Origin of the sequence: Pseudomonas aeruginosa, assembly GCF_001457615.1 — a bacterium.
GTDB classification, from domain to species: Bacteria; Pseudomonadota; Gammaproteobacteria; order Pseudomonadales; family Pseudomonadaceae; genus Pseudomonas; species Pseudomonas aeruginosa.
Genome location: NZ_LN831024.1, coordinates 53236 through 68076, shown reverse-complemented (window position 1 = coordinate 68076; position 14841 = coordinate 53236). Strand labels below are relative to the sequence as shown.

General features: G+C 62.5%; 15 protein-coding genes and 1 pseudogene. 3 read left to right on the top strand and 13 right to left on the bottom strand.

The window, feature by feature from the left end; genetic code table 11:
* Positions 1–26: 26 nt before the first annotated feature.
* From asnB to AT700_RS00260, 3 genes are all read right to left on the bottom strand, one after another.
* Positions 27–1859 (bottom strand): asparagine synthase (glutamine-hydrolyzing), encoded by a 1833-nt coding sequence (asnB, locus tag AT700_RS00270; protein WP_033989795.1) that lies wholly within the window; start codon positions 1857–1859, stop codon positions 27–29.
* A 622-nt stretch (positions 1860–2481) separates the two neighbouring features.
* Positions 2482–2619, bottom strand: a complete 138-nt coding sequence (locus tag AT700_RS30210) for a PA0050 family protein (RefSeq protein ID WP_003083584.1) — start codon at positions 2617–2619, stop codon at positions 2482–2484.
* Between the two features lie 61 nt (positions 2620–2680).
* Positions 2681–2821: a PA0050 family protein gene (locus tag AT700_RS00260; RefSeq protein ID WP_003083582.1), complete on the bottom strand. Its 141-nt coding sequence runs from the start codon at positions 2819–2821 to the stop codon at positions 2681–2683.
* A gap of 611 nt (positions 2822–3432) precedes the next feature.
* Here AT700_RS00260 and AT700_RS00255 point away from each other — a divergent pair.
* Entirely contained in the window at positions 3433–5094 is a 1662-nt protein-coding gene (locus tag AT700_RS00255; protein WP_014603458.1) for a hypothetical protein, read from the top strand.
* A 281-nt stretch (positions 5095–5375) separates the two neighbouring features.
* Entirely contained in the window at positions 5376–5759 is a 384-nt protein-coding gene (locus AT700_RS00250) for a helix-turn-helix domain-containing protein (RefSeq protein WP_003104304.1), read from the top strand.
* 14 nt (positions 5760–5773) lie between these two features.
* Here the strand turns inward: AT700_RS00250 and AT700_RS00245 are convergent, their stop codons facing one another.
* From AT700_RS00245 to exoT, 4 genes are all read right to left on the bottom strand, one after another.
* Positions 5774–6439 carry a DUF799 domain-containing protein gene (locus AT700_RS00245; RefSeq protein ID WP_003083573.1) on the bottom strand — a complete coding sequence of 222 codons (666 nt, stop codon included), beginning with the start codon at positions 6437–6439 and terminating at the stop codon, positions 5774–5776.
* Positions 6436–6789 carry a DUF4810 domain-containing protein gene (locus tag AT700_RS00240; RefSeq protein ID WP_003083569.1) on the bottom strand — a complete coding sequence of 118 codons (354 nt, stop codon included), beginning with the start codon at positions 6787–6789 and terminating at the stop codon, positions 6436–6438. Before AT700_RS00240 ends, AT700_RS00245 begins: the two co-directional genes overlap by 4 nt.
* A gap of 30 nt (positions 6790–6819) precedes the next feature.
* Entirely contained in the window at positions 6820–7506 is a 687-nt protein-coding gene (locus AT700_RS00235) for a CsgG/HfaB family protein (RefSeq protein ID WP_003111706.1), read from the bottom strand.
* Positions 7507–8001: 495 nt separating this feature from the next.
* Positions 8002–9375 carry a T3SS effector bifunctional cytotoxin exoenzyme T gene (gene exoT, locus AT700_RS00230; RefSeq protein WP_048520688.1) on the bottom strand — a complete coding sequence of 458 codons (1374 nt, stop codon included), beginning with the start codon at positions 9373–9375 and terminating at the stop codon, positions 8002–8004.
* 163 nt (positions 9376–9538) lie between these two features.
* Here exoT and AT700_RS00225 point away from each other — a divergent pair, with 163 nt between their 5' ends.
* Positions 9539–10948 (top strand): MgtC/SapB family protein, encoded by a 1410-nt coding sequence (locus AT700_RS00225; protein WP_073666816.1) that lies wholly within the window; start codon positions 9539–9541, stop codon positions 10946–10948.
* 270 nt (positions 10949–11218) lie between these two features.
* On the opposite strand, the gene AT700_RS00220 is transcribed toward AT700_RS00225, so the two are convergent.
* The 6 genes and pseudogenes from AT700_RS00220 to AT700_RS00215 all read right to left on the bottom strand — a co-directional run bounded on the left by AT700_RS00220 (position 11219) and on the right by AT700_RS00215 (position 14665).
* On the bottom strand, positions 11219–11614 hold the full coding sequence (locus AT700_RS00220) for a hypothetical protein (protein ID WP_003083536.1): 396 nt from the start codon (positions 11612–11614) through the stop codon (positions 11219–11221).
* Positions 11615–11793: 179 nt separating this feature from the next.
* Positions 11794–11990 (bottom strand): annotated as a pseudogene (locus AT700_RS30075) (transposase); the annotation flags it as partial.
* A 210-nt stretch (positions 11991–12200) separates the two neighbouring features.
* Positions 12201–12521, bottom strand: coding sequence for a hypothetical protein (locus AT700_RS30070; RefSeq protein ID WP_071549187.1), 321 nt, complete (start codon positions 12519–12521; stop codon positions 12201–12203).
* Positions 12518–12763 (bottom strand): hypothetical protein, encoded by a 246-nt coding sequence (locus tag AT700_RS29000; protein WP_088136366.1) that lies wholly within the window; start codon positions 12761–12763, stop codon positions 12518–12520. Before AT700_RS29000 ends, AT700_RS30070 begins: the two co-directional genes overlap by 4 nt.
* A gap of 840 nt (positions 12764–13603) precedes the next feature.
* Positions 13604–13849, bottom strand: coding sequence for a hypothetical protein (locus AT700_RS30065; protein ID WP_124083303.1), 246 nt, complete (start codon positions 13847–13849; stop codon positions 13604–13606).
* Between the two features lie 114 nt (positions 13850–13963).
* Positions 13964–14665 (bottom strand): transposase, encoded by a 702-nt coding sequence (locus AT700_RS00215; RefSeq protein ID WP_023117270.1) that lies wholly within the window; start codon positions 14663–14665, stop codon positions 13964–13966.
* Positions 14666–14841 lie beyond the last annotated feature (176 nt).

Sequence of the window (14841 nt, the reverse complement as noted above, 5' to 3'; positions counted from 1 at the left end):
CCGGGCCGCCACGCCCCGCATCACGCTCAGGCGGAGAGCCCGTACAACCTGAGCCAGCCTTCCAGCGCCAGCGCGGTCTCCAGGTTGTGGCGGCTCACCTGGGTGTTGAAGTACCCCTCCGGATGCTCCAGTTCGGCGGCCAGGAACTCCCGCGAAACGATGCCGAACACCGGGTTCGCCGCGTCCTCCAGCAAGCGCCGCACGCTCCCGCGCAGGAAACGCTCGTAGCCGAGGTTGGCAGAAGTCGGATAAGGGCTCTTGCGGCGCTTGAGCACGGCTTCCGGGACATAGTCGGCGCAGGCCCGCTTGAGCAGCCACTTCTCCTCGCCGTCCCGGCTCTTGATCGACCAGGGCACGTTGTAGACGTACTCCACCAGCTCATGGTCGGTGTAGGGCACCCGCACCTCCAGGCCGTTGCACATGCTCAGGCGATCCTTGCGTTCGAGCAGCAGCACCATCCAGCGCTTCAGGTGCAGGTGGCTGAACTCGCGCATCCGCCGCTCCTCCGGGCTGTCGCCGGCCAGGTGTTCGACCTGGCGCAGCCCTTCGTCGTAGCTGGCCTGCTGGTACTGGAGGAGATCGCAGCGGCGGTTGAAACCGGCGTCGATGAAGCCGGCCGGCAAGCGCACCCTGGAGGCCCAGGGGAAGCGCGCCGCAGCCACCGCCTGCGGATCGCGGAACCAGCCGTAGCCACCGAACAGCTCGTCGGCGCCTTCGCCGGAGATGGCCACCGTGGAATGCCGGCGGATCTCGCCGAACATCAGGTGCAGCGAGGTATCCATGTCGCCGAAGGTGAAAGGTACGTCCTTGGCCCGGAATACCTCTTCGCGCGCTCGTTCGCAGACCAGTTCGGCATTGTCGATGAGCACGGTGCGATGACGGCTGCCGATGTACTGCGCGGCCAGCAGGGCGAACGGCTGGTCCTGGTCGGGACGCAGGTCGTCGCTGCGGAACTGCTCGGCCTGACCGACGAAGTCCACCGAGAATGAATTGATGTCGCCGCCGTGCTCCGCCTTCGCGATGCGCTGGGCGATGCCGGTCAGGGCGGTCGAATCGAGCCCACCCGATAGCAGCGAACACACCGGAACGTCGGCGTGCAATTGCGACCCCAGGGCGCGGGTGACCAGTTCGCGGGTGCGCTGCACGGTGCTCTGCAGGTCGTCGGCATGCTCCTGGCGGCGCACCTCCCAGTAGCGGCGCAACTTCGCCTGGGAATTGGGACGCCAGGACAGCAGGTGGCCGGGCAGCAGTTCCTGGACCTCGCGGAACGGCGTCTGCGAAGTGCCCCGGGACAGCGTCAGGAGGTCGGCCAGGCCGACCGCGTCGAGCCTGGCGGCGAATTCCGGATGCGCCAGGATGGACTTGATCTCCGAGCCGAACAGCAGTCCCTCGCGGTGCCGCGCGTAATACAGCGGCTTGATGCCCAAGCGGTCGCGCACCAGCAGCAGGTGGCCGTCGCGGCCATCGAAGACGGCGAAGGCGAACATCCCGGTCAGGTACTCGCAACAACGCTCGCCCCATTGCAGATAGGCGTGCAGGACCACCTCGGTATCGCTGCGGGTGCGGAACTCGTGTCCGGCCCGGCGCAACCGCTCGCGCAGGGCATCGTGGTTGTACACCTCGCCGGTGTAGACGAGGGTGACCTCCTGGCCGGTGGGAAAGCGATAGGACATCGGCTGCACGCCGCCGCTGAGGTCGATGACCGCCAGCCGCCGGTGACCCAGCAGGGCGTTGCGGTGCTTCCAGATGCCCTCGGCATCCGGCCCACGCAAGGCGAGCGTATCGGTCATGGCGAAGATCGCCGGAAATTCGTCGTCGAGCTTGCGCGTGTAATCCACCCAACCCGCGAGACCGCACATAGGGAAACTCCTCTAATTGATGTTTTATCGGGAAATTCATCCAGAGAACATGCTGAAAACATCCGTGCGGCCGGCCAGATTGCCGGCGTACGAATGCTTCGCCCAAGGCGGTCGATGTATGAACTTTTCGAGGACCTGAAGATAAGCAGTTTCGGCAGGCCTGCGCCCAAGGAAGGCCAATGATAGAACAGGAAAAAACGTGGCCGAGTTAATTAATATCTATCTAAATCTGGTAGCTGTTTTTAAAAAAACAAAGGAAAAACAATAATCTACAAAATTAATGAAACATCCTGAAACATCATTACGCGGCTCTACAACCAGATATTACAGGGTCGTTCACGGCTCTTTCCAAAGACTTAGAAAGCTAATCCAATTAAACTTATAATTGCTTTACGGCAATCATATGGATAGCCAACTAAGCAAATGACTACAACAAACTCAGATCGTACAACTATTGAATATAAGAGTTGTCCACCGACGCTGATTTCGTGGCAACGTTCGACGCGACGATGGACGAGCGGGAAAAGTAGGGCGGCGCGGGGAATGGAGAATTAAAGCAGGCAACTTCGAGCGATCCATCCGGAAGCGGGCCCGCTGCACCGGGCCCGCCAGACGACCTACCTCAAGGGCATTCGCAGGTCGACGGACCGAACACCGGCCCGCTGCACGGGTCCTCGGACGGGCCGAAAACCGGGCACGCGGCCTGGGCGGTAAGAGAGAAGCCACAGAGCAGGAACACAGCCAACAGTACTTTCTTCATTTGCAACCTCCTGGTTGGTAATCGAACGCTCCCTGTCCCTGGTCGAGGGTACAGTCGGTCATCACGGGCACTCGCAGACGGTCGGTCCCAGCACCGGGCCCGCGCAGGGATCTTCCCCCGGCCCGAGCACCGCGCAGTCCGCCTGCGCCGTCAGCGAGAACATCCACAGCAGCAGCGAAGCCGCCAGCATCTTCCTTTTCATCTGACCTCCTTGGTCGAAACAGCGATCAACGATCCGTGTCCTTCTCCGAAAACAAGGGCATTTGCCTGCAGAAGGACCGAACGCCCGTCCGCTCGCGGCGCACCGCAAGACTCGCCGGCGAGCCGCCGGACCCCGGAGAGCAAAGACCGGCCCGAGCGAACGCGCCAGTGCGGTGGATTGCCGCAGCGCCAGCGAAAGTACCGGGGCAGGGGGCTTCGGCACCGGTTCGCCATCAACTTTTCCTATCCCCGGCGGCCACATAAATTCGTTGGACGCCCCGCGCCGGCGCCTCCAAGAATGCCGCACGGGTGCGAAGTCCGGCCGTGCACCCACCGACGCCCCACAACAGCAAGAACAACGATCGGTGCATCCATGGCAAAGGACCTGACTTTCCCAGACGCCTCCGCGTCGTCCCGCAACCCTCCCTCCGCGCGCCTCCGTCTACCGGCGACACGCGCCCCCTAGCACCGCCCTCCCGTCCGCCACCGCAGCAACCCGCGACGCACCTTGCGTCGGCCCCGGCCCCCGCGCCGCCGGCGGGCGCCGCTCGCCCGCGCTCCGCCCGCCGCACCGATCGACCCATGAACCGAACAAGAACAGGAGTCCACCCGATGCGCTACGCCCGTCACGCAAGCCGATACTCCCTCTTCGCCCTGGCCGTCTCGGCGGCCCTGCTGCCCGGCGCCGGCTGGGCCGCCAACGGCGACCTCGCCGGCGCCCGCACGCCGCCCAGCGTCGCCTGTTCCTGGGACCGCGAGGCAGCGTTGTCCTACGAGGAGCGCCGGCTCGACACGCCGCTGCCGTTCAGCGGCGCCAACGTCGTCACCCACGACCAGACGCCGCTGGCCGAGCGCATCGTCAAGGGCGCCGGCTTCGACGGCTTCGAACCGGCCTTCGCCAAGCGCCTGTGCGCCGCCGACGGCCGCACCCCGGTCACCAGCTACGCCAAGGCACTGAAGCTGGTCACCGAAGAGGGCCGCGCGCTGTGGCGCGCCGCCGTCGACCGGGCCCAGGGGCGCCGCGCCATTCCCGCCGGCGCGCTGCCGGCCAGCGATGACCGTATGCTCTACTGGACGCGCCTCTACATGACCCGCACCCTGCGCCAGTGGGCGCCATCCTTCCACCTCGGCAAGGCCCAGGCCCAGGCGCTGCAATGGCGCTTCGAACGCGCCTCGCGCGGACAGCTGGACATCGACCTGCCGCGCCGCTACGCCGCCGACGGCTCGCGCTACCGGCGGATGATCATCAGCGGCTTCGACGTCTTCACCCTGGGCACTCCCGGGACGGCGAACACCGGCCTGCGCAACGGCAACCCCTCGGGCGCCACCGCCCTTGCGCTGGACGGCCGCGAGTTCAGGCTGGCCGACGGCAGCCTGCTGCGTATCGAGGCCTACCTGTTGCCGGTCAGCTACGACCCGTTCAACCGCGGCATGCAGGAAGACACCCTGGGCCCCTGGTTCCGCCCAGGCCCGCGCCGGGTCGACGCCTCCATCACCATCAGCCAGGGCGGCGCCAACCAGTTCTGGCTGGAGGCCTGGAACGGCCGCTTCCACGGCTCCTCCGCCGGCAACGACGGCATCGTCTACTGCCCCGCCGACAGCGCTTTGCCCAACTACGTGCTTCCCCTGGGCAGCGTGACCAATCCCGGCACCGCGCCGATTTCCCTGCGGGGCTCCGGCTGCAATATCAACCCGCCGCGCCGCTGGCTCGGCTACGACAGCGCCAGCCGCTGGCGGCAGAACCTGCCGGCACAGTTCTCCAAGGCCTCGCTGCCGGTCCGCCAGTTGCTCGCCGCCGATACCTGGCGCGGCATCGAGCGGCCGCCGGGCGCTACCAGCCAGGCCGCGGAAGGCTTCGACGTCACCTGGCACACCAACTACGACTTCTTCCCCGATTGCGCCAACCCGCGCACCGAAAACGTGCCGACCAACGGGGTGATGAACGCCATGCCCGATCCCTCCCTGGTGCTCCCGCCGAACCGACGGATCTGCGCGCGCAACGGCGGTGGCGGCGACTACCTGTCCAACGAGAGCGCCTACCGCAACACGGTGCTGCGCGACGCGTTCCGCCTGGAGATTCCCGCCGGGCACATCCATGTCCCGGTGATGAACAACTACTACACCGGCGTACCGGCGAGCGGCGGCGGCGCGCGCAACGACAACGCCATCAGCGACGCCCGCTACGAGGCCTACCGCAGCGCCATCGTGGCGCAGACCCGGGCGCTGCTGGTGGGCGTCGGCAACGCCCTGGCGCAGGGGGCGCAAGCGGACTAGTCCTCGCCAGGCGTAAGGCCCTCGCGATCTATCGCTTCGCCGCGGAGCCGAACTGCCGCCGACGCAGGCCAACGGGACGGTAGCCCGTCGCTTCCGCCTCTACTGAATCGACAAAGGCGGCACGCGGGGAAACCTCGGACTCACCACCCGGAGCTTTCCCAGGCCCGCGCCGGAACGGTAGGGCAGAGTCGAAGAGTGCGAACGCCGATGATGGAGACAACCGCCATCGCCCGCATCACCGGGGCGGTGGCAAGGATTTCCCCTGACTTGGAGAGTTTTCCATGAGCTTCGCGCAGAATCTCCTACGCCTACGCCAGCAGAACGCCCTGACCCAACGGCAGATGGCCGAGCGATTGGGCGTCACCGTGAGCCAGTTGCGGCACTTCGAAACCAAGGGCGGGCACCCGTCGCTGGTGGTGCTGCAAACCATCGCCGGACGTTTCGCGGTGCCCCTCGACTGGCTGGTCTGCGAGCGCAGCGAGCGGCAGGCGCTACCGGAAGACCTGCGCCTGCAGTTCGAGGCCATCGGCCGCCTGCGGCTGGACGAGCGGCGCGCCATCCGGGCGTTGCTCGACGACCTGATCCGCCAGTACATGGCCAAGCGCAACGCAGCGGCCAAGCCCCTCCCGGCGGCTTGCGCCGAGGCCACGGAGACGTCCCCGTAGCCCCGGCGCACGGCTCAGTCGCTGCCGTACCTCGGCGAGCGCGGGCCGTACAACAGTCCGCCCGGCTGGCCGGCCGAGAGCAGGCGCGCGCTGGTCATCCCGGCGATCGGATAACCGGCGTCCTCCACCGAACTGTTGATGATCTGCTTGACCGCCGCGGTGATCAGCATGCCCACCAGGCCGCCGTTGTTGCCGCCGTTGCCTTCCTCGCTGGAGGCGGTCGCCGAGCCGGTCCACAGGGTGGTGCCGGATCGCAGGTCGACCAGCTTGGCGCTGGCGGTGACGATGGTCGCGCTGCTGATCACCATGTAGCGCGTGCCGTAGTCGCTCACCGTGACGTACAGCGCCGCGTCGGCGCCATAGATCTCGCGCAGCTTGGCCGGGGACACCTGGTGCACGTCGCCGGCGCTGGTCAGGCCGTTCTGGCGGAAGGTCTCGTCGGCCAGCGCCACCGGCACCACGTAGTAGCCGGCCTCGGCCAGCGGGAAGGTGACCTGCGAGAGCATGCTGTAGGTCGCCTTCACGTCGGGCGACTCGTTCAGCGGCGGCAGGACCAGGATCGAGCGCGGCTTGGCCTGCTTGAACGCCGAGTAATCGACGCTCTTGGTCGGCGCGCAGCCGCCGAGCAGGGCCAGCAGGGTGAAACCGGCCACCAGGCCGGACAGTCGGGCGAGTTTCAACGGGCACCTCCACGGGCGTTGTTCAGGAGGAAGTCCATGTAGGTCGCCGACTCGGGAAACAGCGCCTTCTCGGTCTCGAACTCGCGGACCATCTGGTCGTCCTTGCCGATGCTGGAATAGAGCAGCCCCAGCTGGGCGTGGTAGCCCGGCGGCACCGCGCCGTTCTTCGCCCGGATCTTCTCGAGGTCGGCTTCCAGCGCCTGCGCCTGGGCCTCCTTGGATTCACCCTTGAAGTATTCGTGGACCTGGGCCTGGTAGCCCTCCCACTGGTACAGCGTCTTCGGTCCGCTGCACCCGGCCAGCGCCATGCTCCCCAGCAGCGCCGCCGTCCATGTGATCGTCTTGCTCATGTGTGCCGTGATTCCCTGGTTTCTGGTGGATTATTGGTTCTGTGGCTTCCAGGCCCCGCTATCGACCGCGTTGACCAACTTGTTCACCGCCTCGCGCATGGCCAGGTCGAGAACCTTGCCGTTGAGGGTCGAGTCGTAGCTGGCGGTGCCGCCGAAGCCGATCACCTCGCGGTTGGACAGGGCGTACTCGCCAGCGCCCTGGGTCGAATAGACGACCTCCGAGGTAGAGATGTTGACGATGTTCAGCGCCACCTTGGCGTAGGCGATCTGCGACTTGCCGCGGCCAAGGATGCCGAACAGCTGGCGGTCGCCGACTTCCTTGCGGCCGAACTCGGTGACATCGCCGGTCACCACGTAGTCGGCACCCTTCAGGCGCTGGGCCTGGCCCTTGATCGCCGCTTCCTGCTGGATCTCGCTCATGTTGTCGCGGTCCAGCACGTTGAAGCGATTGGTCTGCTGCAGGTGGGTGATGAGAATGGTCTTGGCCTGGCCGCCGAGGCGGTCGACGCCATCGGAAAAGATCCCGCGCATGTAGCTGGAGCGGTTGTCGAACTTGCCTACCGCAATCGGCGAACGCACGCCGCTGTAGGGTCGGTTGACGCTCTCGACCTGCTGTACCGGCAACGCGGTGGAGGTCTCGGTGGCGCAGCCCGCCAGGCCGGCCAGGGTGGCGACGGCGAGGAGCGGCAGTAGTGCTTTCTTGGCGCTGTGACTCATGGGGTTCTCCTGGAAAAAAACGCTATCGACGCGGAGCGGCTTCTAGCCGCCCCGTGTGCGGAAAAGAGGGCGTAGTGAAAATCGAGGAAGGCCAGGCGGCACGGCGGCGCGCCAAGGCGAGGGGCGAAATGGGGTGGCCACGATTTCTTTCCTTGAAATACGAATGCGTCGATCAACCGGCGCTCCCGGCCGGCCTTGGAAATCCGAAAGAATCGTGCGGGAAGCGATGCACGAACCGTATGAGCCATCAATAGGCCATCTCGGTGGGCGGCAAAGTTACCACAGTTATTCCGATCGTTTCGTTATGCAGGAAGCATACTCGGAGAATTCTGACTGCGTCTCGTTCGCAGGATCGAGGTGGGACGCCGGGCACCGGTGTCCGCCACCAACCGGTGGCAGCCAGGCAGGCCTCCTTGCCGCCCATTGCGCCCGACGCTGTACGGCGCAAATGAAAACGGACACCCCTTGGGAGTGTCCGTCTCTGCCGTCGACCGGTCAGGCCAGGTCGAGGCCGCGCATTCTCAGGCGCAGGTCCTGTTCCTGGGGCTTGCCTGAACGATCCGTCCCGGTTGCCAGGTCCAGGGCATCGAGCAGTCCCTCGCCGTGGCCGCTCCGTTCCCCCAGCGTGGCCTCTTCGAGCACCCGACGGGTCACACCCTGCCCATCCTTGGCGCTGAGAAGCACGCGCATGTCGGTCCCCTTGTTGTAGAGGATCTCCTGCTCATCGCCCTCGATCGATATCTCGCTGACATCGATCCCGGATCTGCCGAACAGGGTGGTTATCGTGCCCTGGCCCGCGAAGCTCCTGGCAACGCTGGGGTCCCGGGAGGTGGAGAGATAGCCGGCGTCGTGGCCGACCTGGCCCTCTTTCACCGCCTCGAAGGCATCCCTGCCCTGGGTGCCGCGGAAGGTCTTCACGACCTGTTCAGCCGGTCCGCTCTTTTCGAACGCGGCAGACATGCCCCGGTCGATCAACGCCTGGCCAGCATCCAGCTCTCGCCCCTGACGCAGGGAACGATTCAGGTGCTGGTACTCGCCGTTGGTATAGAGACCGAGCGCCATCACCTCGGCATCGCTGTACGGCCCGTCCGGGTGTTCGCCTAGGTACTGCTCCGCCTCCAGCCCGAAGTGCTCCACCAGGCCATCCGCCAGCGCCTTGTCGACAGGCTCGCCCTTTACCTCGCTCTCTACCGCGTGGCGCAACAGGGCGACCTTGTCCATTACCGCATGCAGTTGGACGGCGATTTCGCGCAGTTGCTCCGGGCTTGCGCTGAGTACATGCTGGCTGGCGGCACCGCCCGCGGTCCCCCACTGTTGCAGCGCGATCCCCCCAACGCTCTGTTCGAGCAGGCGGGCAGCCTGGGTACGGGAAGCCTCGATCCGGCTGCCATCGCGAATCCCGACCAGGGCGGTGGCCAGCGAGCGCAGGGCGCCGTCGCCGCTGGCCAGGCGCGTGTGATCCTTCGCCAGTCTCTCCGCTGTCAAAGTCGCCAGCTCGCTCGCCTTGCCAAGTCCGCCCAAGGTCAGGGGCAGTGCCTTTTGCAGCATCATCTGCTTGATCTCGGCGGCCGAGAGACTGGCGGCAGGCGGCGCGTCCTGACGGGAGAGCGGCGCCTGGGTGGAGGCGTGGGCACGGCTCCCCAGCAGTTTGCCCAGCCACTCGATGATCGCCACGAAGGGACGCGCGAGGGCGGCCCCCAGGCGGGAGAGCAGGCCCTCGCCCTTCGGTGCTTCCTGGCGCTGGGCCAGTTGTTGCGCCTCCCGGGGAGTGGCCACCTGGCGGGCCTCGACCTGTCCCAGGCGCCCGGCCACGGCCTGGCTCAACTCAGCCACGAAAGACGGGTTCTGCTGAGATGATTGAATATGCATGATGATTGACGTCTCCTGATGTTTCCCCGCCAGTCTAGGAACGAGGCGCCCCTCCGCCTATCAGGATTGGCCGTGGTTTTTTTACTGTTGGCGGCCGTCGGAGCACGCGGAAAGAGAACCGTCAGCGGCCGAAAAACAGCGGACTTTCCCTACGCCAGCTCCCGTGCGCCTACACCGGGGCGGAGAACCCGATGGATATCGGCGGCAGCGACGGGCTCTTGGTGGACGGCGCACCGCCGTGCAGGCACCTCGGGGTCGTCTGCTGCTATGGTGCGCACAGGCACGTCGCCATCCTCTCTCCCGGCGAATGGAATCGAGCATGACGCTTTCCCTGGATCTGTTGTTGAGCCTGTGCACGGCCCTGGCCATCGGCCTTCTGATCGGCGCCGAGCGCGGCTGGCAGGAGCGCGACCACGAAGATGCGCGGCAGATCGCCGGAATCCGCACCTTCAGCCTGGCCGGCCTGCTCGGCGGCTTCGCCACCCTGCTCGCGGGCGAACTGGGCAGCGCGGTCTGGGTAGCCTTGCTGCTGGCCCTCGCGGCGCTGGCCGTGGCCGGCTACGTGAGCGATGTCAGGCGTGGCGGCGACCAGGGCATGACCACCGAGATCGCCCTGCTGATGACCTTCCTCCTCGGCAGCCTCGCCCTCACCGAACAGCGCCTGCTGGCTGCCGCCGGCGGCATCGTGCTGACCCTGCTGCTGAGCCTCAAGGACAAGCTCCACGCCCTGCTGAAGCGCCTGACCGCCGAGGAGCTATCGGGCACCCTCAAGCTGCTGTTCATTTCCGTGGTCCTGCTGCCGGTGCTGCCCAACCAGGGCTATGGTCCCTGGGCGTTCTTCAATCCCTACCTGACCTGGTGGATGGTGGTGCTGATCGCCGCCCTCGGTTTCTCCGCCTACCTGGCCATCCGCCTGATCGGCTCGCGCAAGGGCCTGTTGCTGACCGCGGTGCTCGGCGGCCTGGTGTCCTCCACGGTGATGACCCTGACCCTGGCGCGCCTGCGCGAGCGCATGCCCGACGCCCTGTTGGCGTGCGCCCTGCTGGCGACCTCGGCGCTGATGTTCCCGCGCATCCTCGTCGAGATCGGCGCGATCCACCCGGCCTTGCTGAAGGAGCTGGCCCTGCCATTCGCCGCCACCACCCTCGTCTACCTTGGCGGCACGCTGTTCCACGCCCTGCGCGGCGGCCGCGCCAGCCAGGAGGCACCCGACGAGCCAGGCCTGCGCAACCCCTTCGAACTGCTCCCGGCCCTGCGTTTCGCCGCCCTGCTGAGCGCGATCCTGCTGTTGGTGGAGGTCGGCCGGCGGCTGTTCGGCGATGCCGGCATCTACGCGGTCGCGTTGCTCTCCGGCCTCGCCGACGTCGACGCGATCACCCTGTCCCTGGCCCGCGCGGCGCAGGGCGAACTCGATCCAGGCGTGGCCAGCCGCGGCATCGCCCTTGCCGCCCTGAGCAACAGCCTGGTCAAGGCCGGCCTGGTCGTGCTGGTGGGCGGCAAGCGGCTGGCCCTGCAAACGCTACCCTTCAGCCTGGCGGGGCTGCTGGTAGGAGCGCTGCTGATCCTGCTGTGAGGCGCCGGGGAAACCTCGGAGCGCCGCTGGACGAACGCGACGACAACCGCCTGGCGCCCCGCATCAACCTGCGCGGCTACTGGCTGCAACGGCCGGGTTTCAAGGCCAAGGACCGGACCAGGACCCGGGTGAGGCAGGGCGGCCTGGCGATCACGGCGGAGCGAGGGGAGGGGACGCCTCCGCGTTGGACTGAGGCGTCTCTGCGACGTCGGAGACAAGGCGGTGGCTGGCTGAGCCAATCGCCCTTTGCGGCGTGAAGGGCGCCTGGAACTAGCGGCACTCACCCCGCGCGGTCGCATCGACCACCCTGCCCGAGGCGTCGGCAAAGAACTCGTAGATGCAGGTGTAATAGCCGCTCTGGTTGGCCGTGCCGGTCTTCTGGTTCAGGACCGAGCTGTTGGGCGTATTGCCATGGCCCTGCTCGTAGTAGGTGTAGTCGTAGTCGTGGCTATAGTTCTCGTACTCCTTCCACACGTACTTCTGCCTGGCGGCATCCCCCGTCACGCGTTCCGGCTCGCCGAAGCGCTTGATCACGTCCTGGATCGGCAAGCCGATCCAGGATTGCGCATCGCTACGCGCGCGACTGCCATAGGCCTCCATGACGCACCCCGACACGCTGATCGCAAGGGCCGCCAGGGCGGTGAGTCTCAGAGCCAGTACCGGCATATGTGCTTCTCCTTCCATGGCGGCCTGCCTACGCGGCATCCCGCTCCCTTTGCGCGGGTCGGTGTGCTGCGAATGGTAGGGGGCCGGGGCCCGCCCGTTCAACGGGAGACGGCGGTTTCCGGTGTACTAGTACATTGGGGCGCTGTGCGACGGGGCAGTAGAAAGGAGGGTCGGCAAGCCGCCAGGAGCAGATGGATATGGGTGGCCATTCGGCAAAATGCATGGAGCTTGTTATCGAAGGCATCCTCGAGGTCTTGAGGATCGGAGAGGTAGCGTTGGTAGTCCTCGTCCTCGGCGAATACCACTTGGCGACTGTGTCCCCGCTGGACCATGTGAAGCGGATAATTCGGTAAACCACTCGCCCTTGCCTAGGCATCGCGGAGCCTCCTTACGGCGTCTGCGCTGGAGCCTCCTTGCTTAGAAAATTAGAGTAGGGAAAATAAATCAGTCCCCTTTATGCTGGTCCCCTTTATGCTGATTACTGACCTGTACACGTCAATCTGCTCGGGCAGCGATCAAGAAACACGGTCATCCGAAAAGGGTTAAGTAAGTGCCATTCAAATCTGTCCCCTTTGTTCTTTCATTCCTAGAACATTTCATGCCTGAGCAGCTTAAAGCATGCACCCTTCTTGATTACCCCTTCTATAGCAGATGAACGTGTCGTGGCGTTTATATAGAGCAAAATAGGGTAGTCAGGAAAATTTAACTCTACTGGTTCATCATCAAGAGGGTCAAGATTGGCTTTCAGAATAAAATTCTCCGAATCATTACTACCAAACATGTAGTAATCCCCTCCTTGATAAGAACTATTTCTTTCATCAAGAGGCACTCCAAAAATTTTCTCTATATGCTCTCTTGCCAGCAAAAGGCTGAGATTTTTCGTTCCGTACAAGTCATATGCAATCATTTTGGAAGTACCAAGCTCGGAGCGCGGCTTGCAGCCGTTGCCGCAGAATCATAAATCATAAAGTTAACTTCACGCCCTGCTTGTGCACTTAGCTTTCTAGCTAGATCTTTTAATCCAAGTGCTTGCAAATCTCTTCCGCTCAGAGGACCAGTACGAGTACCGCCGCTTCTCAAACCTATTCCTAGCGGCTGTGCACGCTGCAACAACTCAGGGCCTGCCAAGGCAATATCGAAGTCACTCACCCTACCAACGTCAAACGCTTGTCCAGTCTTGAAACTCTGCCCCGTTATAGCACTCCCTTGTAAAAAAGGGGACAGATTTATTTTTACTACTCTAATTTCGGCGACTGCGCCCACTCTGAAACGCTCAAAGCAAATAATTCGCTAGGCATCGCGAAGTTCCTTTACGGCATCTGCGCTGGAGCCTCCATGCTCAGAAAATTTAGAGTAGAGAAAATAAATCTGTCCCTTTCATTCGATATAGATGCTCCTTTGGAACTCTAAAAACACCTAGCTCACTTTTTGACAAATACTCAAGCAGATCTGACTCCGGATAAACACCATCATATTTTATATACCCACATACATCATTAGACATTTAATCACCTATCTGGTATCCAAGGGCCTACCGGCTTTCCATCCGAGCCTATTTCTTCTTACATAGCCCTTTCGTTATATTCAATTTTATGCTCGTGCGGAGCCGCCCTTCCATCCGAACCACATCCTAAGCTTCCGTGGGCTCTTTGCTGACCACAGTCTTCTCTTGAAACAACATTGAAAGGGGAAAGATTTACTTTCTCTACTCTAATCTTCTGAGCAAAGGCTCCAGTGCAGATGCCGTAAAGGAACTTCGTGATGCCTTGGTAAGGGCGCATGGTTTAACGAGTTATTTTCTTTGAGTAGTTCGGCGTGGGCGCCGTCGCCGAAATTAGAGTAGAGAAAATAAATCTGCCCCTTTATTCTTTCAACTAAAACTTTGAGGATTTCTCTGAAATCAAAGTATCGAAATCATATTTGCCGCCGGATAACACTAGAGTCAGGAAAATAAAAATCCCCATTATAACCAGTCTCTTTATTTAAATATTACAGCGAATCTTCATTTTCTAAAGCTTGAGGCAAAAAAGCTTCCGCCCTACCATATATTTCATAGAACTCTTCAGAGCTTAGGGAAAAATTATCAGCTCTAGAATAAAAAACAAACTCAATCTTTCTTTCTTTACTCACTGATATCTCCATAAAAGGCTCTCTCTCCCCCTCCTTATATACACAAAGATATGGATAATCACTATTAACATCTCCAACTTTTTCAAAAATCAAATTTACCTTCATTTTTGCACGCCTCTAAACCCAATAAATTTACCATCCCCACCCCAACTAGCAGCCCGTCCGTCTGGTAATGTAAGAAAAAAGGGGACTAAGAAAAAAAGAAAAAAGGGGACAGATTTATTTTCCCTGCTCTAATCTCGGCCGCCCTTGCCCACGCCGCTCTATTCTCACCCCGGCTACCCGCTCGATCTCGTCCACGAACCGTTGATTGCCCGTCAGTTGTCCACGCTGAACCGCCTCGCGAATCAGCCTCAATTCCTCGGCCGGTATCGCCTCTTTCATGAACGTTACGTATCGCCGATATCTCTCTTCGGCCGTCTGACCTAGCTCAATGAAGCAGGAATCCATATCCAACCAGTTTGGCTCCTTCAACCAATCCGCCCGCAGCCCATAACTTGACCAGGGATAGGCCGCCACATCGTCCACCATCCGCGCCCGAACAGGGTTCAGTTCGATGTACCGGCAACACGCCAGCAGGTAGGCATCGCTCTGTACGACACTCGATTTATAGCGACTTTCCCACAACGTTCCGGAACGGCCCTCCAAGCGATTCCGATATCGTGTCGTGCGCGCCGCCAGCGTTTTCATCAGTTGCGCCAAGCCAGACAGCGAATCACCAGGCGCCAAGAGCAGATGGACATGGTTGGTCATCAGGCAAAATGCGTAGACCTTGATACCAAAGGCATCCTTGAGGTCCCGTAGATCGGAGAGGTAACGCTGGTAGTCCTCGTCCTCGGCGAATACCACTTGCCGATTGTGTCCCCGCTGGACCACGTGAAGCGGATAATTCGGTAAAACCACTCGCCCTTGCCTAGGCATCGCGGAGCCTCCTTACGGCGTCTGCACTGGAGCCTCCCTGCTTAGAAAATTAGAGTAGGGAAAATAAATCTGTCCCCTTTATGCTGTTGGCGCAAGATCAACAAACTCTTGCCGTTCGACTAAATGTTTCTGGAACGCGTGGCCATTCGCAACCTCCTCAGACAGGAGCTGAGAAT